This window comes from Escherichia sp. KTE96 (genome assembly GCF_000408525.1).
In the GTDB taxonomy this organism is placed as follows: Bacteria; Pseudomonadota; Gammaproteobacteria; order Enterobacterales; family Enterobacteriaceae; genus Escherichia; species Escherichia marmotae.
In genome coordinates this window covers 2,712,289-2,737,267 of sequence record NZ_KE137149.1, presented here as the reverse complement: position 1 = coordinate 2,737,267, position 24,979 = coordinate 2,712,289, and the positions used below count along the sequence as shown (strand labels likewise).

General features: G+C 49.5%; 18 protein-coding genes and 3 pseudogenes. 12 read left to right on the top strand and 9 right to left on the bottom strand.

Annotated features, from left to right (window positions below):
* Positions 1–137: 137 nt before the first annotated feature.
* From A1WG_RS01875 to A1WG_RS01905, 9 genes and pseudogenes are all read left to right on the top strand, one after another.
* Positions 138–668 carry a hypothetical protein gene (locus A1WG_RS01875; RefSeq protein WP_001516410.1) on the top strand — a complete coding sequence of 177 codons (531 nt, stop codon included), beginning with the start codon at positions 138–140 and terminating at the stop codon, positions 666–668.
* Entirely contained in the window at positions 665–1,021 is a 357-nt protein-coding gene (locus tag A1WG_RS0122480) for a hypothetical protein (protein ID WP_024196608.1), read from the top strand. Before A1WG_RS01875 ends, A1WG_RS0122480 begins: the two co-directional genes overlap by 4 nt.
* A gap of 221 nt (positions 1,022–1,242) precedes the next feature.
* Positions 1,243–3,237 (top strand): type VI secretion system Vgr family protein, encoded by a 1,995-nt coding sequence (locus tag A1WG_RS01880; protein ID WP_001516408.1) that lies wholly within the window; start codon positions 1,243–1,245, stop codon positions 3,235–3,237.
* Positions 3,238–3,287: 50 nt separating this feature from the next.
* Entirely contained in the window at positions 3,288–3,740 is a 453-nt protein-coding gene (locus A1WG_RS01885) for a DcrB-related protein (protein ID WP_000141610.1), read from the top strand.
* A gap of 18 nt (positions 3,741–3,758) precedes the next feature.
* Complete coding sequence (locus A1WG_RS01890; RefSeq protein WP_016242640.1) at positions 3,759–8,330, top strand: RHS repeat-associated core domain-containing protein; 4,572 nt, start codon at positions 3,759–3,761, stop codon at positions 8,328–8,330.
* The gene (locus A1WG_RS01895) at positions 8,327–8,923 is read left to right on the top strand and encodes a hypothetical protein (protein WP_228029517.1); all 597 of its coding nucleotides are present in this window, start codon (positions 8,327–8,329) and stop codon (positions 8,921–8,923) included. The genes A1WG_RS01890 and A1WG_RS01895 overlap by 4 nt, the downstream gene beginning before the upstream one ends.
* A gap of 156 nt (positions 8,924–9,079) precedes the next feature.
* A pseudogene (locus A1WG_RS24760) lies at positions 9,080–9,574 on the top strand (RHS repeat-associated core domain-containing protein); the annotation flags it as partial.
* A complete protein-coding gene (locus A1WG_RS01900) occupies positions 9,561–10,010 on the top strand; it encodes a DUF2947 family protein (protein WP_001516398.1) in 450 nt (149 codons plus the stop codon). The pseudogene A1WG_RS24760 and the gene A1WG_RS01900, both read left to right, overlap by 14 nt.
* Before the next feature lie 602 nt (positions 10,011–10,612).
* Positions 10,613–10,897, top strand: coding sequence for a hypothetical protein (locus A1WG_RS01905; RefSeq protein WP_001516396.1), 285 nt, complete (start codon positions 10,613–10,615; stop codon positions 10,895–10,897).
* A gap of 41 nt (positions 10,898–10,938) precedes the next feature.
* On the opposite strand, the pseudogene A1WG_RS25210 reads toward A1WG_RS01905, so the two are convergent.
* Positions 10,939–11,070, bottom strand: a pseudogene (locus A1WG_RS25210) (toxin SymE, type I toxin-antitoxin system family protein); the annotation flags it as partial.
* Between the two features lie 135 nt (positions 11,071–11,205).
* On the opposite strand from A1WG_RS25210, the pseudogene A1WG_RS23915 reads away from it, so the two are divergent.
* Positions 11,206–11,832 (top strand): annotated as a pseudogene (locus A1WG_RS23915) (ISAs1 family transposase); the annotation flags it as partial.
* A gap of 29 nt (positions 11,833–11,861) precedes the next feature.
* Here A1WG_RS23915 and A1WG_RS01910 read toward each other — a convergent pair.
* The gene (locus A1WG_RS01910; RefSeq protein WP_016242638.1) at positions 11,862–12,911 is read right to left on the bottom strand and encodes a sensor domain-containing diguanylate cyclase; all 1,050 of its coding nucleotides are present in this window, start codon (positions 12,909–12,911) and stop codon (positions 11,862–11,864) included.
* 102 nt (positions 12,912–13,013) lie between these two features.
* Positions 13,014–14,990 carry an alkyl/aryl-sulfatase gene (locus A1WG_RS01915; protein ID WP_001516393.1) on the bottom strand — a complete coding sequence of 659 codons (1,977 nt, stop codon included), beginning with the start codon at positions 14,988–14,990 and terminating at the stop codon, positions 13,014–13,016.
* A gap of 322 nt (positions 14,991–15,312) precedes the next feature.
* Between A1WG_RS01915 and pptA the strand changes: the two genes are divergently transcribed.
* Positions 15,313–15,540 carry a tautomerase PptA gene (gene pptA / locus A1WG_RS01920; RefSeq protein WP_001120151.1) on the top strand — a complete coding sequence of 76 codons (228 nt, stop codon included), beginning with the start codon at positions 15,313–15,315 and terminating at the stop codon, positions 15,538–15,540.
* Between the two features lie 4 nt (positions 15,541–15,544).
* On the opposite strand, the gene A1WG_RS01925 is transcribed toward pptA, so the two are convergent.
* Complete coding sequence (locus A1WG_RS01925; protein WP_000085920.1) at positions 15,545–16,114, bottom strand: flavin reductase family protein; 570 nt, start codon at positions 16,112–16,114, stop codon at positions 15,545–15,547.
* 174 nt (positions 16,115–16,288) lie between these two features.
* Between A1WG_RS01925 and nhoA the strand changes: the two genes are divergently transcribed.
* On the top strand, positions 16,289–17,134 hold the full coding sequence (gene nhoA / locus A1WG_RS01930; RefSeq protein ID WP_001516392.1) for an N-hydroxyarylamine O-acetyltransferase: 846 nt from the start codon (positions 16,289–16,291) through the stop codon (positions 17,132–17,134).
* Between the two features lie 142 nt (positions 17,135–17,276).
* On the opposite strand, the gene A1WG_RS01935 is transcribed toward nhoA, so the two are convergent.
* From A1WG_RS01935 to narZ, 5 genes are all read right to left on the bottom strand, one after another.
* Positions 17,277–18,170, bottom strand: coding sequence for a PhzF family isomerase (locus tag A1WG_RS01935; RefSeq protein ID WP_000804361.1), 894 nt, complete (start codon positions 18,168–18,170; stop codon positions 17,277–17,279).
* An 80-nt stretch (positions 18,171–18,250) separates the two neighbouring features.
* Positions 18,251–18,931, bottom strand: a complete 681-nt coding sequence (narI, locus tag A1WG_RS01940) for a respiratory nitrate reductase subunit gamma (protein ID WP_000617141.1) — start codon at positions 18,929–18,931, stop codon at positions 18,251–18,253.
* The gene (gene narW / locus A1WG_RS01945) at positions 18,928–19,623 is read right to left on the bottom strand and encodes a nitrate reductase molybdenum cofactor assembly chaperone (RefSeq protein WP_001516391.1); all 696 of its coding nucleotides are present in this window, start codon (positions 19,621–19,623) and stop codon (positions 18,928–18,930) included. Before narW ends, narI begins: the two co-directional genes overlap by 4 nt.
* On the bottom strand, positions 19,623–21,167 hold the full coding sequence (narH, locus tag A1WG_RS01950; RefSeq protein WP_000702537.1) for a nitrate reductase subunit beta: 1,545 nt from the start codon (positions 21,165–21,167) through the stop codon (positions 19,623–19,625). The genes narW and narH overlap by 1 nt, the downstream gene beginning before the upstream one ends.
* A complete protein-coding gene (narZ, locus tag A1WG_RS01955; protein ID WP_001516389.1) occupies positions 21,164–24,904 on the bottom strand; it encodes a nitrate reductase Z subunit alpha in 3,741 nt (1,246 codons plus the stop codon). The genes narH and narZ overlap by 4 nt, the downstream gene beginning before the upstream one ends.
* Between the last annotated feature and the right edge of the window lie 75 nt (positions 24,905–24,979).

The window sequence follows — 24,979 nt, the reverse complement described above, 5'->3', positions numbered from 1 at the left end:
ATTTCATTGTCTATGAAGATGATGTCATCAACACTGCATAAAGTGGAAATGTTGAACATCAAAGAGAACCCTATTTAATAAATAATAAAAGAACGTTTGTTTTTTATCTGAAAAATATTCTTTCCAGAAGGAATGAGATGTCATTAAGGAGAATGACATCTGGCGAATTAACATTAGCCAGATCGATTTTTGAGAATACAATTGATTATAACAAGGTATGGATCCACAATGAAAAACCCTTGCCAGGTCAAGGGGAAAGAACAGCGATGACCCCAAACGGGGAAATGTATTATCCTGATGCTGTTTATAGTTCAGATTTTTCATCGCAAGCAATGCCTGGCGATCGTGAAACAGTAGCTGGTGCTTCTCACTTGTTTATTCATGAAATGATGCATGTTTGGCAATATCAGAAAGGGTATTCAGTTAAGTTGCGTGGTTTGTTTTCCTGGGCGGCAAATTATCATTACGATCTTAATTTACAGTCAATTGCTTCTTATTCAATGGAACAACAAGCATCTATAGTTGCTGATTATTGGCTATTGATTAACTATGGATTGGTAGCTGATTTGGCAAATGTTAACTATGTAGGAGATACAACTGAATCAGTGAATACTCTATCGGAAAAATACAAAAAAGTGCTTAATTTATTTCCTGCGGGCGTCATGTGAAGAGATTCTTTTTGTTGCTCTTTTTATCGGGATGCACTGTTGGTGATTATGTTCGTCCATTGTTGCCCGGTAATATATATTTACAAGACGCACGGGTTTGTTCAAAACCAGACGATGGAAATATGATTTCAAATTATATTTTATATGAAGGTAAATATGGTAATGCAATAAAACTGAAAAGAGTGACTGGTCAGTTCGAACCCGTGTGTATTGACATAAGTGAGCTATCTTCAGATGTTATTTATATCGGAAAATATATGCTCTCTTCCGGAAGTAAAAAAGAATACTATGGTTTTAGCATAATTAGATCAGGGGGGCGTATTTTAAGACTTGATGATAATCATATCAAATGACAAGTTAAATAATTTCATTGCTTTTATTAATGTGCTTCAGGTGAATATTTTCACCAGGGTAACATGACTGTGCATTCTTCATGGTATATATGGTTGATAGTACCTTCAGTAGCACTCATAAGTATTGAGGTGTTTTATGCCAACGACGAATATTTTGTATATTTTCTTCTCTGTAAGATTTCTTATTAGCACTTAGCCATTCCTAGTTAAAAGGATTAATTATGAGTTTTACAGCTACAGATTACCCATCCGGCACACTAATTGGATCGGGTAAGCATAACGTGACTTTGAGCGGCAGCGCTGTTCCTGATGGAATGTTACTGTTCGCAAGCTTAGGTGGTACAGAAACAGTAGGGGAACTATTTACTTATTCTATTAAATTAAAAACTCCTGACACCCTGAACATAGGCTATGTTTCCCCCGCAGCCAACCTGCAGCTCAAATCGATGGTAGGCAAAGATCTGTGCGTCCATATCGAATTGGATGGCGGCGGAAAACGGTATATCAGCGGGCTGGTGACGGCGGCGCGCGTGGCTGGTCATCAAGGACGTTCGGTGGTGTATGAACTGCGGATCGAACCGTGGTTAAAAATATTGACCCACACGAGTGACTACAAAGCGTTTCAGAATAAAAACGTGGTGGACATCCTGGATGAGGTACTGGATGAGTACCCCTGGCCAGTGGAAAAACGACTGGTGGAAAATTATCCGACTCGCACCTGGCAGGTGCAGTACGGTGAAACAGATTTTGATTTTATTCAGCGCCTGATGCAGGAGTGGGGTATCTACTGGTGGTTTGAGCACAGCGAGAACAGTCACACGTTAGTGCTGGCTGATGCCATTAATGTCCACAAGACATGCGCAGATTCGCCGCTGGTGTGTTATTACCAGAAAGGGCTGAAACTGGACAAGGAGTTTATCCATACCATCACAGCAAATGAAAGCCTGCGCAGCGGACAGTGGGTGCTGAATGATTTCGACTTTATGAAGCCGCGTTCACTGCTGAAGAGCACCGTGGCTAATCCACGTGAAACCGGCCTTGCTGAATATGAGCACTACGAATGGCCGGGAGACTACTTCACAAAGAGTGAAGGTGAAATGCTGACACGCATCCGCATGGAAGAACAGCGTAGCCCCGGTAGTCGGGTACAGGGCAGTGGCAATATTCGTACCCTGATGACAGGTTTTACCTTCATCCTGGAAAACTATCCAACAGCCGAAGTGAACCGGGAATATCTGCTGGCACAGACCACACTATTTATACAGGACAATGCGCAACACAGCGGCCAGGAGCAGCACTTCTCTTACTCAACCAGCTTTGAGTTGCATCCCACCAATGAAGTTTACCGTCCGCAGCGAACTCTGAGCAAACCCCATACCAAAGGTCCGCAGAGCGCCATCGTGACTGGCCCGGCGGGGCAGGAAATCTGGACGGATAAATATGGCCGGGTGAAAGTTCAGTTTGGCTGGGATCGTTACGGTAAGAATGACGAAAACAGCTCCTGCTGGATCCGTGTCAGTTATCCGTGGGCGGGTAAAGGATTCGGTGGCATTCAGATCCCGCGCATTGGTCAGGAAGTACTAGTGGATTTCAAAAACGGTGACCCGGATTTACCCATTATCGTGGGGCGGACATACAACCAGGACACCATGCCTCCGTGGGGACTACCGGGCGCAGCGACGCAAAGCGGGTTTTACAGCCACACCATCGGCGGCGGCCCAACCAATGCTAACGCCCTGCGTTTTGAGGATAAAACTGGCGGAGAAGAAGTCTGGTTGCATGCCGAGAAAGATCAACGCATTGAAGTAAATAATAATGAAAGCCATTGGGTGGGCAATAATCGCCTTAAAGTTATTGATAAAACAGAAACTGCGATTATTGGTGAGAAACGTTCTCTAACAGTCCAGACAGATGATATCTCTCTCGCCGGAGGGGATAAAACAATTCAGACAGTGCAGAATTTACGCCTTGCTGCGGGAGATTCCATTATTCTTAGCTGCGGAGAAACTATCCTGCAAATGACCAGTGACGGAATATTTAATATAACCTGTAAGAATTTTAATATTACAGCAACAGAGAACGGAAAAATAAATACACAATCAGGGCAGCTTGATTTAAACATGAATGACAGAGCGGCAAATATACCTCCGCCTGGAGCATTAGAGAAAACAGCCCTTCAGACGGCAATAGACGTCACCTTCATGACTAAAAAATAAATAAAAACCCATCAAAAATAATTCGTTTATTAAAAAGGACTCATGCCATTATGACGGAATATTACCTCAATGAGACAGTTATAACTTTCACCGGGAATATTATTCAGGACAGTACCATTAATATGTTGCGGCTCAGCAATCCCGACGCCGCACTCATTATCAGCCGGGGTCAGATGCAGGAAGGAGACGAATTAGCCTCTCAGGTTGAACAGCAAATGAAAAAGCTGGAAAAGCAGGTCAGGGAACTGCACCACACGCCCGTGCAGGTGACCCGCGTGGGGATTAATGACGCTGAGGAAGGGCTGGAGATACAGAGCCAGTTTCTCCGGGGTAACGAGCAGGTGTATCAGTGTCAGGTGGCATTTGTATTGCCGGGTGAGCGGGTCATGATGGCCTTCACTTACGCCAGAACCACACCGCTGACCCCGGCAGACATGACGCGCTGGGCTGAAATTAAAAAGAATCTGCGCTTCAGGATACGGCAGGAAACCAGGACGCATTAATCACACAGGGAACGGGACATGGAAGATGCATTCTGGGCGGCAAGGCAGGGTGATGCCCTGCTGCATACGTCGTTTATGGCAGATGTGCTGGGGGCGGTGCTGGAAGTGGCCGCAAATGTCGTTATTGATGCCCTCATTGTCGGCGCAACCTCGTTACTGGCGGCGTCAGTAGGGATCACGATGGGGTGCACGGCTGTCGTGCTGACCGGTTTTGTGGCGGGTGTGGCGATGGTGTACACCGGCGTGACAGAAACGGTCAGCGAAGCCTGTTCAGACCTCGCAGATATGCTTTTCCCGCCTCAGATTGAAGGTTACATCCTCACCGGCTCTGGTGACACATTGATCAACAGCAAACCTGCCGCGCGGGCAGCGGCCACAGCGGCATCGCGGCAGGAGATTGAGGCACAGGAAGCGCAGGCGAAGGCGGAACAGGAAGAAGCGCAGCGTCAGGAGGACGCCAGAACGTTCCGGGATGTGGCCGGGGAATATCTGGAAATGGCGGGGGCAATAGCCCTGGCGGTTCATCCGGTGACTGGACCTGTTCTGATGTCCCGGGCGCTGCACGACCAGCTCAGTACGGAAGAAGGGCGTTCTGAGATGGTGGATGGCGTGACACATTTTGTGTCGGAACTATGGCAGCCCACCGTGGCCAGTGCGGCACCTGGCTCCACCCCGACCCCTGACGATAAAATCGACTGCCATAAACATCCTTCCTCACTGACTCAGTTACTCGCACAAAAAAAAGCCGCCTTTCTGGATGACCCTCTGGGAACGGCCCTTAACCTGTTGAGTCCGGACGGTCTGCTGGAAACCGCCTTTCAGGGAGTGAATGCGGTTATTGGTAGTATCAGTAATCTGTTCAAAGATGATGACGAACCGCCCGCGGCGGAATATATCGCGGAAGGTGCGCGGGATGTGCGTGTCAACAGTCAGCCAGCGGCACGCAGCGGGGCACGCTGTACCTGCGAGGCCAGGGTGGTGAATGCGCCGGGGGACGGGGCGTTTGTGTCACCGGATGTCCGCATTGGCGGTCCGTTACTGGTGGTCAGGGATATCAGAAGCGGCAGGTCGCAGATAACCCTGGTGGCAACCGTGGCGCTGATGTTTCTTCGCCCGGGCAAAATGCTTTCTAAAATCGCCTGTTTTGCTGCCGGTATCGGGATGAGCATGATGACGCAGAAGGCCATCAGCGCCCTCCCGCATCCGGTCAACGCCGCCACCGGGGCCAAATACCTGGCTGATGATGATGACTTCGATTTCAGCCTGCCGGGCCACTTTCCGCTGGACTGGCAGCGTGTGTACAGCAGTCGTGACGAACGCACGGATGGGATGTTCGGTCAGGGCTGGAGCGTGATGTATGAAGTCAGCCTCGAGCGCACACCGGGTAACGCTGACGAAAACTGCATGACCTTTGTGGCGGGTATGGGGCGACGGCTGGATATGGAAGCCGTGCTGCCGGGGAGCGGATTTTACAGCCCCGGTGAAGGACTGGCAGTACGGCGTGGTGAGCAGGGGCACTGGCTTATCAGCAGCGATGATGGACATTTTTTTCTGTTTGAAGCCGACCCGCATCACCCGCAGCGCCAGCGGCTGAAAATGCTGGGCGACCGTAACAGCAACTGTCTGAATCTGTACTACGACGACCGGGGGCGCATCACTGAAATCCGCGGCGAACAGCAGCGTCCGTGCATCCGTCTGTATTACGAACTGGCGGCGCATCCCCGGCGGGTGACACAGATTTATCAGCATTTCCCTGATACTGCACCTTTACTGCTGCGTCGTTACAACTATGACGAGGCTGGCCACCTGAACGGCGTGCACGACAGCACGGGGCACCTGTTGCGTGAGTTTGCTTACGACGAAAACAACTGCATGACGCTGCACCGCCAGCCCGGCGGCGAAGGGTATTATTACCAGTGGGGCTGGTATGAAGGGCCGGATGATGCAGGCTGGCGCGTGACGGGCCACCATACCGACAGTGGCGCACGATACCGTCTGGACTGGCGGATGGCTGAACGTGTGGTATGTGTGACAGACGGGGCGGGCCGGACACGCTTTCATCAGTGGGATGCGCAGAATCAGGTGACGGCGTACCAGGACGAAGCCGGGCAGGTGATGACGTTCCGCTGGAGCGACGAAGAACGACTGCTGCTGGGGATGACCGACGCTCAGGGCGGCAAATGGCGCTATGTGTATGACCGCCTGGGGCATATCACGGAGACGCACGACCCGCTGGGGCGGGTGGCACAGACACAGTGGCACCCGGTATGGCACGAACCGGAAACGGAAGTGGATGCGACGGGGAACAGCTGGCGCTGTGAGTACGATGAACGCGGCAATCTTCTTACCGTGACCGACCCGTTGCAACAAAACACCCGGTATCAGTATGACCGCCACGGCCAGGTGGTACAGATAACCGATGCCCGTGGGGGGAATAAATACCTTCAGTGGAACGAAGACGGGCAGCTCACGCGGCATACGGATTGTTCCGGCTCGCAGACGACCTGGTTCTACGACGAACGCACGCGACTGATACGGGTGACAGACGCGCAGAGCCACAGCACGCGCTACGGGTATGACGACAGCGGTCACCTGGTGGAGGTGATACTGGCGGACGGCCGCACGGCGCATTACCAGCCGGATGCGGCGGGCAGGCTGGTGAAGTATACCAGCCCGATGGGGAGGATAACGCGCTGGCAACGCGACGGGCAGGGCCGGGTGCGCAGCCGGACGGACGCGATGGGGCGCAGGACGGCATTCGGGTACGACGCCTACGGGCGGCTGACCCGGCTGACAAACGAGAACGGAGAAAGCTATCAGTTCCGCCACGATGTGCTGGACCGTCTGGTGGAGCAGATAAACCCGGATGGCTGTCGCCAGGCGTACCGTTACAACGCGCTGAACGCGGTCACGGAAGTGGTGTTCACCGGGGACCGGGGCGGTGAAATCCGTCACCGGCTGGCGCGCGATGCGGCGGGCCGGCTCACGGCAAAAGAGACAGCAGAAAGCCGTACAGAATACATCTATGATGCGGCAGACCAGCTACTGGAAATCCGCCGCCAGCGGTCGGATGCCGGGGAAACGGATGCACCGGAGATTATCCGCTTCAGTTACGACAGACCGGGACGGATGCTGACCGAGGAGACGGCACAGGGCGTCTTAACCCATCAGTACGATGAACTCAGCAACCGGACAGCCACCACCTTTCCGGACGGCAGAACGCAGCGCCATCTGTATTACGGGAGTGGACATCTCCAGCAGATAAATCTGGACCGGGAGGTCATCAGCGAGTTCACACGTGACGCCCTGCACCGGGAGGTGCTCAGAAGTCAGGGGCGGCTGAGCACGCGGCAGCTTTACGACCCTGCCGGGCGACTGAAGCGCAGGGAGACATACAGCGGGATGCGCGGGGTGGTGCCGGAGACGTTCACGGACCGGCAGTACAGCTACAACGGTCAGGACGAACTGCTGAAGACGCGGCACAGCCGGCGGGGGGAAACGGATTACTTCTATGACACCACGGGCCACATCACGGCATGCCGCTCGGAGGATGAGGGGTATCTGGCGAGCTGGCAGTACGACGCGGCGGGAAACCTGCTGGGGAGGCGCGCGGGGGAAAGGGCCACGGCAGAAAACAGCGTGGTGCCGTTCAACCGGCTGATGTCTTACCGTGGCGTGCACTATCGTTATGACGAACACGGCCGGACGGTGGAAAAGCAGGGCCGGAGCGGAACGCAGAGTTACCGTTATGATGCGGAACACCGGATGGTGGAGGTGACGACAGCGCGGGAGACATACCGGTATGTGTACGATGCGCTGGGGAGGCGGACGGAAAAACAGCACATCAGCCCTGACGGTAAACCGTACAACCGGACAAAATTTTTATGGGACGGGATGCGGCTGGCGCAGGTGGACAAGGCGGGCAAAGAGGGACCGAACCGGATACTGTATTTTCACACAGATGTGAACGGCGCGCCGGAAGAGATGACGGACAGTGACGGGAAAATCGTGTGGGAGACGGGGTATCAGGTCTGGGGTAACACGATACAGGAGAAGGACCACGGCAGGGTGGAACAGAACCTGCGTTACCAGGGGCAGTACCTCGACAGGGAAACGGGGCTGCACTACAATCTGCACCGTTACTATGATCCGGATGTCGGGCGGTTCATAGTAACGGATCCGATAGGGCTAAATGGAGGTATCGACCTCTATGCTTATGCGCCGAATCCTCTGTCATGGATCGATCCACTTGGATTGTTTTGTGGTTCGTCTCAGAAGCACCATCCAATACCTAAATTTTTAGGCGGAAATAAAAAGCAAGATTTAATCAAATTGGATAAGGCACCTCATGTTGATTTTCATAATGCTTTAAACGAGAGCCTTAAAAAGCTTTTTGGTATGAGAGGTGGTGGCAAAGGTGGCGGGACTCGTGACTGGGAAAAAATGATGCAACGTACCCCTGGTGCTCAACAAAGAGCACTGGATGCCGCGCTCGATGCTGCCAGAAAGACTGACGCAACTCACGGGACCAGTATTTTTGATGCTATTATTGATAATATGAATAAAGGTAATTATAAGAAAATACCATGATGCGCGAACAACTTTATCATCTTTATTACTCTGGAATGGATGTCTACGATTTGACTCCTGAGTGGATATCCAAAAATGAAAGGCAGTTTTGTGGTTGTTGTGGACTACTGAAACTGCCTCATAGTGGTATGGATTTTGTTACGGACGGGAAAATAAGAAAAGACCTAGACATGATATCTATAGGACATTATTTGATACCTAGTGTTATGTCGCTCCGCTTATTTGAACTATTAGGTGAAAATGCTGTTCAATATCTAAATATTGGAACTATTTACAATGGTGTATCAAGAGATGATAAAAAACAACCTTTTGTCACCTTCGTTAGTAAGTACGACTACATTGTACTCAGGGGTGAGAAACCTGATATTTTTGATGGTATTCCTGTTTCTGAAGATGAACGGGAAATAATTTGTCCAGAGTGCCACTTTCGAGCAAGAAGAGAAAGGTCTCCATATTTTTTACTTGAAAATGAATATCCGGAACATCCAATTTGTTGTACAGACGCAGGATTGTTAATATATGAAAGTGTTTATAATAGAATAAAAGACATTAAATTGGTTGGTGTTCGGATAGAGAAAGTTAAAATTAAGTAAAGGCTTTTAAACTTTTGTCGTTGATGATCATAATTAAGGATGAAAATATTCCAAAAAAAAACGATAATTTAATATAAAATGGAAATGTTCCCGATCAAAATAGACCGAATATTCAGGCGGTAACGTGTGAACTATGACGTCATGGTTCCAGAAAGGTATAGCAGAAGCAGGAAGTATGATCCACTGATTGGGTAGATTCATCGCACTGACTCGATAGGGCTAAAGGGTGGGATAAATTTATACCAGTATGCACCTAATCCATTAAGCTGGATCGATCCACTTGGTTTATTGAAATGTGGTCTGACTGGTAATGAAGTCGGTAATGCATCAAATTTACCTGTTATACGACTTGGCACAAAAGAATGGAGACAGGCTGTTGAAGCTATCAGAAGCGGTAAAAATACTAACTTCAGGGTAGCAAGCGAAAAAGATGCTGTAGATCTTATTAGTCAGGGCCGTGGACGGATGCAAAGACAAGGTGCTCCTAGCGATCCCTATAATGAGATGGGTGAACCTTACAAGAAAGGATATGAAGTTCATCCAAATGAATCACATACGCAAAATGCGCCTGAAAATGACATACCCCATGTCAAATGGAAAGATTGGGAATCGGGAAAATCTAGCGGAGGAAGAGGCAATGTCTTTTTCTGAATATGAAGAATTTTTTGAAATATGGCGTTTTGAGGAGTGCTCTGAACTAATGCAAGCTGTTCAGCGCGGAGATATAATGTTATTTAATAAAGAGCAGAGTAAAATTCTTTGGTCTATGTTTGTCTCACCAAATGTGAAACATCTGATGAGAATGGATATGAAAGTGTTCTCGAAAATAGAATATTGCGATGTCGATTTCGACAGAAAGGAATCTGCTGATGATTTATTCTATAGATTTAATAAATTATCTGACCATCCTCAATATGTGTTTTTATTCTTTGGTGAGAAACATCTATGTATAACTCCATATTCTCTTTTGCAGAAATATTGGAATTATTGTTTTTTACCATCAGATGAGACAACTATAATTATCACGCCTCAAAATAAGCATTTTCTTTTCTCTTATGAGGAACGTTTTTTTATTGTAACCAGATGATTGCTTATAATAATTAGATAAGATAAATTATCTCCCAATGAATTTATCAATCGATGACAACAAGTTATGATGGTATAACACTATGATTTTGAACATTTATGTTTGACGTTGATGGTACGGTTCGCTAAATGGGTAGATTGCGTATCCTGATCCGATAGGGCTGGCGGGGGGGGCTGAACTTATATGCTTATGCGCCTAATCTTCTTGGATGGATAGATCCTCTTGGATTAAGTGCCGCCTCTGATTTGCCTCAATTAAAAGGAAGATCCCCAGGGGCAATAGGTTCTATTCTTACTGATAATGGATTCAATTTGGATAAACAAACAAGTACCGGGAATCAGACATGGAGTCACGCTGATGGCTCTAAAGTTCGTGTCGATCCCTATGGAAATCAAAGTATGACGATGAAAAACGGTGATCCATTACCCAAGTCTGGGGCTAACGCACATGTGCATAAATATGATCCCGGTGAGGTACCTCTGAATGACAGAGGCATTCCGAGTACTAATCCGAATGAAACACACATAGGGATCAGGAATCCAAATGATTATCCTACAAAACGAGGGCGGGCCCATGGGTGCGGCGCATGAGGCAAGAAATTAATGAGTGTTGAATATATTATACATGTTGATGATAAAGTAGATAATTTACTTTCTTTTATTGTCGAGAGAATAAAAGAAAATCAACCATCCTCTCGGATTAATACTGATGGTTCACTTTGGATTCCATCTAGTTATTCAAACTGGATTGATTTTTCAATAGAAGATCATGAGGATGGTTTTTTTATTGTAAATAATTTAAATGGAAGTGATAGAGATAAATTATTTTCACTGATATTTACTGCCTTTCATGAATTGTCTATAAAATATGAAATAGAAGAAGTCTAATGAAAGCTGGGAGGAAAATTAGAACTTCCCGGCTTTCATTTTTATGCTTCTTTCAATACGCCGGATATCCCAATCTTCATTTCTTTAACCACCTGTTTAACCTGATAAAGCTCCTTCCTCAGTTCCTGTACTTCGTTGCAGTCAGCGATCAGGATCAAACATCCCAGGGAAAGATCACGTAACGCAGCTTTTTTGTACTAAATAATTCGCACTAAATGTTCAATAATTAAGATATTCCTTATTGCCTAAAGCTGTTTTTCATTGCTTATACATGATCAAATACTCCTTACATAATTTAGGAGAACAAAATGGAACTTAAAAAATTGATGGAACATATTTCTATTATCCCCGATTACAGACAAGCCTGGAAAGGGGAACATAAATTATCTGATATTCTACTGTTGACTATTTGTGCCGTTATTTCTGGTGCAGAAGGTTGGGAAGATATAGAGGATTTCGGGGAAACACATCTCGATTTTTTGAAGCAATATGGTGAATTTGAAAATGGTATTCCTGTTCACGATACTATTGCCAGAGTTGTATCCTGTATCAGTCCTGTAAAATTTCATGAGTGCTTTATTAACTGGATGCGTGACTGCCATTCTTCAGATGATAAAGACATCATCGCAATTGATGGAAAAACGCTCCGGCACTCTTATGACAAGAGTCGCCGCAAGGGAGCGATTCATGTCATTAGTGCGTTCTCAACAATGCACAGTCTGGTCATCGGACAGATCAAGACGGATGAGAAATCCAATGAGATCACAGCTATCCCTGAACTTCTTAACATGTTGGATATTAAAGGAAAAATTATCACAACTGATGCGATGGGGTGCCAGAAAGATATTGCAGAGAAGATACAAAAACAGGGAGGTGATTATTTATTCGCTGTAAAAGGAAATCAGGGGCGGCTTAATAAAGCCTTTGAGGAAAAGGGAGCGTAATCTGACTTGTCTCCCAAAGCTTACAAAGCCCACCGGTTCCGCCCGCTTTCTTTCGCCCGGTACAGCGCAGCATCGGCATCTGCAACTATTTGTTCAGTCGTTTTGGCGGGAGCAGAACAGGTGATCCCCTGGCTAACCGTAACAAACGCACTTACAGAAGATGCCTGATGGGCAATCGCTGCCAGTTTAAGTTCTTGCTTAATTCTGGCTGCTATCTTTTCGGCTTCCTGCAAGCAGGTATTAAAAAGAATAATGGCAAACTCTTCGCCACCATAACGAGCGACTATATCTTCGGGCTGGCGAATTGCGCGTTGCAGTACATCGGCAACTTGTATCAAACAACGATCGCCCGCCGGGTGTCCGTAAGTGTCGTTGTAGCGTTTAAAAAAATCGACATCCAGCATAATTAGGGCAAATGAGGCCTCTTGTTCTACTGCATCACCTAAAATACTATCCAGCGCCCGTCGGTTTGCCACTCCCGTTAAGGGATCGCGATGAGCCAATGCGTCGAGGCGATTAATTAGCAGGTTGTTGTATCTGTTTTGTTGCCATGCTTCTTCAAACCAACGTAATAAAATAAAACGTCCACCATAGAGAGCGAGAGAAAAAAGGCACCAGATAACAACGAAATGAATATTTAAATGATGATTGAGCATAAGACTGGCTAACGGAATGGTAAACCATAAGGGAATGATAAATGCGAGTAGTGATGGAGTATGAAAATACAATGCAACAATGGCGCTAAGCATTAATAATACACATAGCGGATAAGCAAAAGGTAGCGTCCAGTGTGCAATAAAATAAAAGCAACACCATGACCATAACAGGCTTAGAACGAACAATAACCGCTGAATATACAGTACGTTTTGGCAGGGGGTGACCAATAAAAGGCCACTGATCAGCAGAATGCCAAATGATGAAATATCAATAGTATGTACAAGGTTTTCCTCATTAAACCATGAAGTCATATCCTCATTGAATAAAATGCTTCGCAGCAAAATCATCGATGAAAAACCGATGTTAATCAAGGCAAACCACGGCAGGCTAATCGACATTCCACGAATAACCATATCCTGTCGTTTTTTCCACGAATAATGAGAGTGTTTTCTTTTATCAAAAATCATTTCTTATAACCAGAAAAGGGCAGGAAGCCTGCCCAATTTATGCTGAACTTATGGCGTCACAATATTGAACCAGAATTCAAAATTATCCATATAGCCTAACATTTCGTTGAGTTTCTCTGCATTGCCACTGATTTTGACTTCGCCTTTATCTATCGCTTCTTTCAATGTCTCTTCCTTCAGAACGATTTTATTCAAGACATCGCGGGAGAGAGTGATTGTCGCGTCAGCATCAGATGCTTGCGTACCTGCAGTGTGATTGAGCACACCATTTTCAAGCTCTACTTTATAAGTACCGCCATCTTCACCGAAATCAAAATTCAATACAGCTTTAGCGTCTGCTGCTTTCTCGCCATTAATGTGCACCGCAAGATAATCAAAGAACATTTCCGGCGTCATTGCGCGTACAGTGTCAGGGCTGGCAGTATTTGGCGTTGGCAGTTTTTGCACGCCGTTACGTAATTCCTGTGCGCCAGTCAGATAGAAATTACGCCACGGCCCGGATTCTGCCTGGTAGCCTAACTGTTCAAGCGCATCGGCTTCCAGATTTCTCGCAGCCTGGTTATTTGGATCGGCAAATACCACCTTGCTGACAACCTGGGCAACCCAGCGGAAATTACCCTGGTCATAATCCTGTTTGGCTTTTTGTAAAATGGCATCAGCACCGCCCATATATTCGACAAATTTCTTCGCAGCGTCTTCTGGCGGCAATTCATCAAGCGTTGCCGGGTTACCATCAAACCAACCGAGATAAAGCACATAAGTTGCTTTCACATCATGACTCACCGAACCGTAATACCCGCGATTCGCCCAGGTGTTAGCAAGCGAGGAGGGTAATTTAAAGTTTGCGGCGATCTCATCGCGGGTCTGCCCCTGATTCGCCATGCGCAGCGTTTGATCGTTGATGTAACGATACAAATCGCGTTGGGTTTTTAGCAGTTTAACGACGTTGTCATTGCCCCAGGTTGGCCAGTGATGCTGAGCGAGAATTATCTCCGCTTTATCACCCCACAAATTGAGTGCCTCGTTGATGTATTTGGACCAGGGAAGAGGTTGACGAATTTTGGCACCACGCAGTGAATAGGTGTTGTGGAGGGTGTGCGTGACATCTTCTGCAGTTTCGATCAGTTTCTTTTCTTCGATAAACCACAACATTTCAGAAGGTGCTTCGGAACCGGGCGCCATCAGAAAATCGTAGGTCAACCCATCGATCGTCTCTTTTTGCCCGGTTTTGGTGATGTAGTTGGTAGGGGCAATCAATGTAACTGTTCCTGCTGACGTTGTTGTTCCCAGCCCGGCTCCAACCTGGCCTTTAGCATCAGGTTTCAATAAGTTGCCGTACATATAACTGGCTCTTCGGCTCATCACATTGCCAGCCATAATATTTTCTGAAACGGCCTCCTCTAAAAAACCGGCTGGTGCATAAATTTTTGTTTTACCTGATTTAACGTCAGCTTCATCAACCACGCCGCGAACGCCACCGTAGTGATCGACATGGCTGTGCGTGTAGATAACTGCCATTACCGGTTTTTGACCACGATTTTTGTAATAAAGATCCATACCCACTTTGGCTGTTTCTGCAGAAACCAGTGGGTCAACGACGGTAATACCTTCTTTACCTTCGATGATGGTCATATTTGATAAATCGAGATTGCGAATTTGATAGACGCCGTCGGTTACTTCAAATAAACCACTGATATTTATCAGTTGCGCCTGACGCCATAAACTTGGGTTAACCGTATCAGGTGCTTTATCGCCTTCTTTTATAAAAGTATATTGCTGTGGATTCCAGATGACGTTCCCTTGTTCACCCTTAATCACCTCCTGAGGTATGGGGGCAATGAATCCTTTATGAGCATCAGTGAAATCGGTGTTATCGGAAAAGGGTAATTGACTATAAAGCGCATTATTCGCTTGTTGGGTGGCTGAGGTGGCCTCTTTTGGTGCTTCCGCGGCAATGAGAGGAAGTGAACTGGTGGTGAATAATCCCATGACTAGCAGACTTTTAGCAATATGATTAAGCTGCATCGCAAGTGTCTCCAGAAAGACTTTATAAAAGAAAGGATATTCCGAGCGAAAATTCTTAGTGAGGGCAAGAATAACTATAATTGGCATTAATAAATCAGCAAGCTGGATGTCGTGAATTTTCTTAATATGATAAGAAATAAAGAATAGATTCTGTATATTACAAGGCAGGTGTTTATTATTGTGGAAGCTAATAGTATATATGCGTTATTAAAATGGCGACGTAAATATCGCTATCTCTTTGCACATCATTTCGCATCAAAGAACACATGACGTTTTCGGCTTGTGCTAATTTTGCTGGCAGTCTTTAAAAAGGAGCATAACAATGCCACATATTGATATTAAGTGTTTTCCCCGTGAACTGGACGAGCAACAAAAAGCGGAACTGGCCGCGGAGATTACCGACGTCATTATTCGCCATCTGAACAGTAAAGAGAGTTCGATCAGCATCGCACTACAGCAGATCCAACCGGAAGCATGGCAAGCTGTCTGGGACAGCGAAATCGCGCCCCAGATGGCGACATTGATCAAAAAACCGGGTTACAGCATGTAGCGCGCTATCCTGCCGTGACGCGTTTACCGCTGGTAACGAAAGTGCCAGCGCCTAAATGGTGAAGGGTGTTGAGTTTATCATCATCAAATTGCCAGCGACCTTCGACAAATACCCGCGCGTCTGCCGCTGCCGACACAACTTCGCCAAATAGAGTATCGTATTTTTCTTGCGCAGAAGTCGCGGGCAGCAGGCGGCATTCCATCCACGCCAGACATTTCTCTTCGACCAACGGTAAACCCAGCACCGGACCTTTCACGACAGGAATGCCGTAACAGTTAAACTTATCTTCATCGCGCCCTGAAACGCTACCTACCGCCCAGGTCCAGTTAGTTGCCGCTACGCCGGGGATCACAATGCCAAACATGCCGCTACGTTCTATCAACTCCCGTGACCAGGTGGATTTATCCACCACAATTGCCACCCGCGGCGGCTCAAATTCTACAGGCATCGACCAGGCTGCGGCCATTACGTTTCGTAACTGGGACAGTTTATCGTGACTGGTAATCAAAATAGTCGGGCCGTGGTTTAACAGACGGCTGGCATGATGCAACTCGACGGGAATAAATCGGCTCACGGTATCGCCTCGCTATGAAGGGGGTTTTAAAAGCGTAGCTCGTAACGCAATAAGCAACGAAATTAACGGGATTGGCGATTTACGAACGTGATGGATGTCCACGAACGCACAAAATAGCCGGTGCTACGTCTAATCCAGGTTATAAGTTGATAAAACCACTTAGGGAAACGCCTGATGACGCCCATTCTGAATCACTATTTTGCCCGCATTAACTGGTCGGGAGCCGCTGCGGTCAACATCGACACGCTGCGCGCATTACACCTGAAACACAATTGCACCATTCCGTTTGAAAACCTCGACGTCTTGCTGCCGAGGGAAATGCAGTTGGATGATCAATCGCTGGAAGATAAGCTGGTCATCGCCCGTCGTGGTGGTTACTGCTTTGAGCAGAATGGCGTGTTTGAGCGGGTGTTACGCGAGTTAGGTTTCAACGTTCGTAGTCTGTTAGGACGCGTGGTGTTATCTAATCCACCATCGTTGCCGCCGCGCACGCACCGTTTGCTGTTGGTGGAGCTGGAAGATGAACGCTGGATTGCCGATGTCGGTTTTGGTGGGCAGACGTTAACCGCGCCGATTCGTTTAGTGCCTGACATCGTGCAAGCCACGCTGCACGGAGAGTATCGCCTGCGACAGGAAAATGACGACTGGATTTTGCAGTTTAATCATCATCAGCACTGGCAGTCGATGTACCGTTTTGATCTCTGTGAACAGCAGCAAAGCGATTATGTGATGGGCAACTTCTGGTCGGCGCACTGGCCGCAATCGCATTTTCGCCATCATTTGCTGATGTGCCGTCATTTGCCAGATGGCGGCAAGCTGACGTTGACCAATTTCCATTTTACCCGTTATGAAAATGGTCACGTAGCAGAGCAGCAGAATTTGCCAGATGTAGCGTCGTTATATGCCGTGATGCAGGAGCAGTTTGGTCTGGGCGTGGATGATGCAAAACATGGTTTCACTGAGGATGAGCTGGCGCAGGTGATGGCAGCATTTGATACGCATCCGGAGGCAGGTAAATAGTTTGTTTCAGAGTGCCGGATGCGGCGTAAACGTCTTATCCGGCCTACATTAGCCAACAGATTCAATAAATTATGATGCGGTTGTAGGCCTGATAAGCGAAGCACATCAGGCAATTTGTTTTTCTGCCATTTATGGCAACGGTTTAAAGATCAATTGCCCACTCGGCATGAAATAAAATCACCGCCGTACCAGAAATAGTCACTTTCTCCGGCTGGTTATCGCGAATTGTCACCGTCACATCAATCACTCCATCACGACCCAATGCGCGCCCCTGATGGCCTTTAACACGCAATACATTGCCATCGTGGGGTAACACGTTGTGATGCACCAGCCATGCGCCCATCGGGCCGTTGGCATTGCCGGTAACCGGATCTTCCACAATGCCAATTGCAGGCGAGAACATGCGTCCATCGGTTTCATTTTTACCAGGGCGGATCTGGAAGGGGAAAAAACCATTACAGCCAATCTGTTTACTGATGGCAGTCAGCGCAGCAAGGTCTGGTGAAAGGGCATCGATATCCACTTCCGGCTTCAACGGGATCATCACTTTTGAGTGTCCGGTAGTCGCCACCTGGATCGGCAAACCGGGCAGAATGTCGTCTTCAGTGAGATGAAGCGCGTTGATAATCGCCGCACGTGTTTCGCCTTCCAGCGGTGGCTCAAAGCCAGGGGAACCTTGTTCCAGCGAAATACGATAATCATCGTTATGTTTTTCGATAGTCACGCGGTGCTTTCCCGCCAGTGACGTTTGCCAGACGGTGCAATTCCCCAAACCTGATACCTTCGAACGCACATAGTGCGCCGCCACGGTCGCGTGACCGCAAATCGGCACTTCAACCGTTGGCGTAAAGTAGCGAATGCGCACATCGCTGTCGTCGCTGTGCAGCAGAAAAGCGGTTTCAGAATGGCCTAATTCGCGGGCGATAAGCTGCATTTGCGCTTCGCTGAGATCATCGGCAGGGAAAACAACACCGGCAGAATTGCCGCGAAACGGTTGAGAGGTAAAAGCATCGACGTGGTAAACCTGCGGTTTCATTAACGTTCTCCTGTGGCTGGAGAACTAGCATAGCCTGCAAGTGGCCGGAGAGCGAAGGGCTAATCCGGCCAACGTGAGAATCAACGCCGCGAGCGCACAATCTGATACCGACGGGTAAAGTACTCAAACGGCGCGCTCCACACATGCACCAGTCGGGTGAACGGGAAGAGCAGGAAGATGGTCATTCCTAACACCAGATGAACGCGGAAGATATAAGCCACACCATCAAGATGCGTCGATGCACCGCCCTGGAAAGTGACGATGCTTTGCGCCCAGCCCACCAGCTTCATCATTTCGCTGCCGTCCGGATGTTGTGCTGAAAAGGGAATGGTGGTTAACCCCAGAATGCACTGAATTAACAAAATGGCGAGGATCAGGATATCCGCACCAGAAGACGTCGCCCTGATACGCGGATTCGTTAAACGGCGTACCAGCAACCCCGCTCCGCCAATCAGTGTCAGCACACCGCAAATACCACCGAGGATCATCGCCATCTGCTGTTTTACCGCCACTGGCAGAAACCATGCGTACATCCAGTGTGGCGTTAGCATGCCAAACAAATGGCCGAAGAAGATCCCCAGAATGCCGATATGGAACAAGTTCGACCACAGCACCATTCCACGTTTATCCAACATCTGGCTGGAGGAGGCACGCCAGGTGTACTGTCCGTAATCGTAGCGCAGCCAGCTTCCGAGGATAAAAACCGTGCCACACAAGTACGGGTAGATATCGTAAAAAAAGACGTTCAGATACTGAATCATTTCCCACCTCCCGCACTGATGTCGACATACTGCGGTGCGACATCCTGGCTAAAGCGTCGCTGATATTGATTAAGCGGCGAGCTGTCACACGCCGTGGCGTTATCTTCAATAAACTTCACCTGTTCCTCTTCCCACACTGCATCCAGCGCCTGACGGGTGTCGTCGCGCTCCTCGCTGCGTATCTGTTTTGTGACACTGTCACTTGAAAGAGTACTTCCCGCCAGATGCAGCAGGGCGTCAAACAACGGATACCACGGTGCCTCGCGTTGTTTTAAGCGTCCGCCAAGCAGGGCGAGGATTGGCGCAACGTTGAGCAAACCTTCTTTAGCCTGGTCATCCGGCAGCACACTTAAATACTCCAGATACAGCGGCAGATAATCAGGCAGCTCGCGACAATTTAGTTGCAGGCCGACTTTTTCATACTCCGCCAGCAGATCTACCATTGCCTGACCGCGATCGCGGGACTCGGCATGAACATGTTCGAATAGCAGCAGCGAAGTGGTACGTCCACGGTCAAACACTTCACACCATTCAGCCTGTTTATCCAACAGCGGTGTATTGAGCAGGTCGCAGGTGAAATCGGTGAGCATCGGCGCGTTACGGCGAATCAGCGCCAGTGCGTCGTCTTTGTTCTCCCATAGCAGCTCGTCCGGATACTCCATCAACAAGCCGATCACTTTGAGGATTTGCATTATTCCCCCTCCGCTTTATTGCGTACTTCGGTAATGTCGATGGCATCGATCCGGCTACTGTTGAACAGGTTGAATTTGGTATCAGAGCCGTGGCAACCGTCGCCAAAGGTAAAGCCACAGCCGTTACGCTCTCCAAACGCATCACCCGCCATTTCCCGATGACTGGTTGGGATGACAAACCGATCTTCATAGTTGGCGATAGCGAGATAGCGATACATATCTTCGACCTGGGCGACGCTCAAACCCACTTCGTCAATTGCGCGGGTATCAGTTACGCCTTCTACGGTTTGCGAACGCATATAGTGCCGCATCGCCATCATCCGTTTCAGTGCCCGTAGTACAGGGCCGGTATCACCCGCACTTAACATATTGGCGAGGTATTGCACCGGAATACGCAGGCTTTCGATGGCCGGCAGCACGCCTTCGCTTTTGGGGAGTCCGCCCGCGTCGGCGTAAGACTGAATGGGTGACAGCGGTGGCACATACCAGACCATCGGCAGGGTGCGATATTCAGGGTGCAGCGGCAGCGCCAGTTTCCAGTCCATTGCCATTTTGTAAACCGGCGAACGCTGGGCGGCGTCAATCACGTTGTGTGGGATACCTTGCTTCAGGGCTTCTTCGATCACCGAGGGATCGTGCGGATCGAGGAACACTTCGCACTGGCGCTCATAGAGATCAACTTCACGTTCCGTGCTCGCCGCTTCTTCGATGCGGTCGGCGTCGTAGAGCAGCACACCAAGATATCGAATGCGACCTACGCAGGTCTCGGAGCAGACCGTTGGCTGTCCGGACTCAATTCGCGGATAACAGAAGATGCATTTTTCTGACTTGCCGCTTTTCCAGTTAAAGTAGATTTTTTTGTACGGACAACCGCTGATGCATAAGCGCCAGCCACGACATTTGTCCTGGTCGATCAGCACAATGCCGTCTTCTTCGCGTTTATAGATAGCGCCGCTGGGGCAGGTCGCCACACAGCTTGGGTTAAGGCAGTGTTCGCACAAGCGCGGCAAATACATCATGAAGGTATTTTCAAACTGACCGTACATCTCCTTTTGCATGGCGTCGAAGTTGCGGTCGCGGGCGCGTTTTTCGAACTCTCCGCCCAGCAGTTCTTCCCAGTTTGGCCCCCAGATCACTTTGTCCATCCGTTTGCCGTCGATCAGCGAACGTGGACGCGCAGTGGGAATGTGTTTACCTTCCGGCGCGCTATGCAAATGTTCATAGTCGAAGGTAAAAGGTTCGTAGTAGTCGTCGATCTGCGGTATCACCGGATTGGCAAAGATTTTGGTTATCACGCCCATTTTGCTGCCCAGCCGCGGGCGGATCTTGCCATTGACATCGCGAACCCAGCCGCCTTGCCACTCTTCCTGATCTTCCCAGTTTTTCGGGTAACCAATGCCCGGTTTGGTTTCGACGTTATTAAACCACGCGTACTCCATACCTTCGCGTCCAGTCCAGACGTTTTTACAGGTCACCGAACAGGTGTGACAGCCGATACATTTATCGAGGTTAAGCACCATGCCGACTTGCGAACGTATTTTCATTTTTTCGCCTCCTGTACCTGATCGCGACCTTCATCATCCAGCCAGTTCACGTTCTTCATCTTGCGGATCATGATGAACTCGTCGCGGTTCGAGCCGACGGTGCCGTAGTAGTTAAAGCCCCAGGCCAGTTGCGCGTAACCGCCAATCATATGCGTCGGTTTCGGACAAACGCGGGTGACCGAGTTGTGAATACCGCCGCGCATTCCGGTCACTTCCGAGCCGGGGATATTCATAATCCGTTCCTGAGCGTGATACATCATGGTCATGCCCGGCGGTACACGCTGGCTGACTACCGCGCGGGCAGTCAGCGCACCGTTGGCGTTAAAGACCTCCACCCAGTCGTTATCAACAATAGTCAGTTCACGGGCATCGGTTTCGCTGATCCAGACAATCGGTCCACCGCGTGAGAGCGTCAGCATCAACAGGTTTTCACTATAAGTGGAGTGAATGCCCCATTTCTGATGCGGTGTCAGGAAGTTAAGGGCTTTTTCCGGAAAGCCGTTTGGTGGGATCTGGCGCATTTCGCTAACGCTACGGGTGTCGATAGGTGGGCGATAAGCCACCAGACTTTCGCCAAAGGCACGCATCCACGGGTGATCCTGATAGAGCTGCTGACGGCCTGACAACGTGCGCCACGGAATTAACTCGTGAACGTTGGTGTATCCCGCATTGTAGGAGACGTGATCGCTTTCCAGGCCAGACCAGGTCGGGCTGGAGATGATTTTACGCGGCTGCGCCTGAATATCGCGGAAGCGAATCTTTTCATCTTCTTTATGCCGCGCCAGATGAGTATGTTCGCGTCCGGTGATCTCACCCAGCGCCTGCCAGGCTTTTACCGCAACATGGCCGTTGGTTTCCGGTGCCAGCGCCAGAATCACTTCCGATGCATCAATGGCGGTATCAATCAGCGGACGCCCCTGAGCCGGGCCATCGCGTTTGGTGTAATTGAGTTTGCCGAGGAAATCGATTTCATCCTGGGTATTCCATGAAATACCTTTACCACCGTTGCCGAGTTTGTCCATCAACGGCCCCAGCGAGGTAAAGCGTTCGTAGGTAGCAGGGTAGTCGCGCTCCACCGCCACAATATTAGGCGCAGTCTTGCCGGGGATCAGATCGCATTCACCTTTGCGCCAGTCGAGCACTTCGCAAGGTTGGGATAGCTCTGCCGGAGAGTCGTGTAACAATGGCTGAAGTACCACGTCAGTTTCTTTGCCGAGATGGCCCACGCACACTTGCGAGAACGCTTTGGCGATACCCTTGTAGATTTCCCAGTCGCTGCGTGATTCCCAGGCGGGATCGACCGCTGCAGAAAGTGGATGAATAAACGGATGCATATCCGAGGTATTCATATCGTCTTTCTCATACCACGTGGCGGTAGGCAGGACGATATCGGAAAACAGGCAGGTGCTGGACATACGGAAATCGAGCGTTACCAGCAGGTCGAGCTTTCCCTCTATCGCGGCGGTTTGCCACTCTACTTCTTCCGGTTGAATTCCCTCCGTCGGCCCAAGTTCTTGCCCCTGAATGCCACTTTCCGTACCCAGCAGATATTTCTGCATATACTCGTGACCCTTGCCGGAGGAGCCAAGCAGGTTAGAGCGCCAGACAAACAGGTTACGCGGATGATTGCTGCCGTTGTCCGGCTGTTCGCAGGCCATGCGTAACTCGCCTGACTTCAACGCCTGAGCGGTAAATTCGGTGGGTGATAATCCGGCCTTATCGGCTTCGGCTTTCAGCCCGAGCGGGTTACGCCCCAGTTGCGGCGCGGAAGGTAGCCAACCCATGCGCTCAGCGCGAACGTTGAAATCAATCAGATGACCGCTGTATTTACTGGCATCGGCCAGCGGTGAGAGCAGTTCCTGGGCGGTGACTTTTTCATAGCGCCATTGGCTGGAGTGATTGTAGAAAAACGAAGTGCTGTTCATCTGGCGCGGTGGCCGGTTCCAGTCCAGCGCAAATGCCAGCGGCAGCCAGCCGGTTTGCGGGCGCAGTTTTTCCTGACCAACGTAATGCGCCCAGCCGCCGCCGCTTTGCCCGACACAACCGCAGAAAATCAACATATTGATCATCCCACGGTAGTTCATATCCATGTGATACCAGTGGTTGACGCCAGCACCGAGGATAATCATCGAGCGCCCGTGGGTTTTATGGGCGGTATCGGCAAATTCACGGGCGATGGTTTCAATATACTGGCGCGGTACACCGGTAATTTGCTCACCCCAGGCCGGGGTGTAGGCTTTGATTTCATCGTAATCTTTCGCGCTGTTTTCGTCCTCCAGCCCGCGATCGAGGCCGTAGTTTGCCAGCACCAGATCATAAACGCTGACGACCGGACAGGTGTTGCCATCGGCTAATGTCAGGTTTTTAACAGGTAACTGACGCACCAGGACGGGTTCGTGTTTTACGCTGCGAAAATGCGGATTTTCAATGCCGCCAAAGTAGGGGAAAGCCACGCCAGCGACAGCGTCGTGTTGGCCGAGCAGGGTTAATGACAAATCGGTTTCTGCACCTGCGGCAATGGATTCCAGATTCCATTTGCCTTTTTCGCCCCAGCGAAAGCCAATCGAACCGTTGGGCACGACCAGTTCACCTGCGGTATTAAATGCCACGGTTTTCCACTGCGGGTTATTGCTTTCACCCAGTCCATCCACCAGATCGGACGCGCGAATCATTCGTCCGGGAACGTAGCTGCCATCGTCACGCGGTTCCAGCATCACCAGCATCGGCATATCGCTGTAGCGGCGGCAGTAGTTGATAAAGTAATCGCTGGGATTATCGAGATGAAACTCTTTTAAAATCACATGCCCCATCGCCATTGCCAGCGCGCTATCGGTGCCTTGCTTCGGAGCCAGCCACTGGTCGCACAGTTTCGCCACCTCCGAGTAGTCAGGAGTAATGGCGATAGTTTTGGTGCCTTTGTAGCGTACTTCAGTAAAGAAGTGGGCGTCTGGCGTGCGTGTCTGCGGTACGTTAGACCCCCAGGCGATGATATAGCTGGAGTTATACCAGTCGGCAGATTCAGGGACGTCGGTTTGCTCGCCCCAGGTCATCGGTGAGGCGGGTGGCAGGTCGCAATACCAGTCATAGAAACTTAAGCAGGTGCCGCCGAGTAGTGACAGATAGCGTGTTCCTGCGGCGTAAGAGATCATCGACATTGCCGGAATCGGAGAGAATCCGGCAACACGATCCGGCCCGTAAGTTTTGATAGTCCAGACGTTAGCAGCGGCAATCAGTTGATTCAGCTCCTGCCAGTTAGAGCGGATAAACCCGCCGCGTCCGCGCACCTGTTTGTAGCTTAAGCACTTTTGCGGGTCATGCATAATCGATTCCCACGCCAGCACCGGATCGCTGTGCTGTTTAAGTGCTTCGCGCCACAATTCGATTAACCGCTTACGAATTAGTGGGTATTTCAGGCGGTTGGCGCTGTAGAGATACCATGAGTAGCTTGCGCCGCGTGGGCAGCCGCGGGGTTCATGATTGGGCAGGTCAGGGCGGGTACGCGGGTAGTCGGTCTGCTGGATTTCCCACGTTACCAGGCCGTTTTTGACATAGATTTTCCAGCTACAGGAGCCAGTACAGTTAACGCCGTGGGTGGAGCGCACGATTTTGTCGAATTGCCAACGTTGTCGATAGCTGTCCTCCCAGTCGCGGTTGCTATGCATCACCTGTCCGTGGCCATCGGCAAAGGTTTCGCCCTTTTGTTTGAAGTAGCGAAAGCGATCCAAAAGTTTACTCATGACATGACTCCTGCTCCAGGAATGATTTGGGATCTGATGCCCTGTCGGATGCGGCGTAAACGTCTTATCCGACCC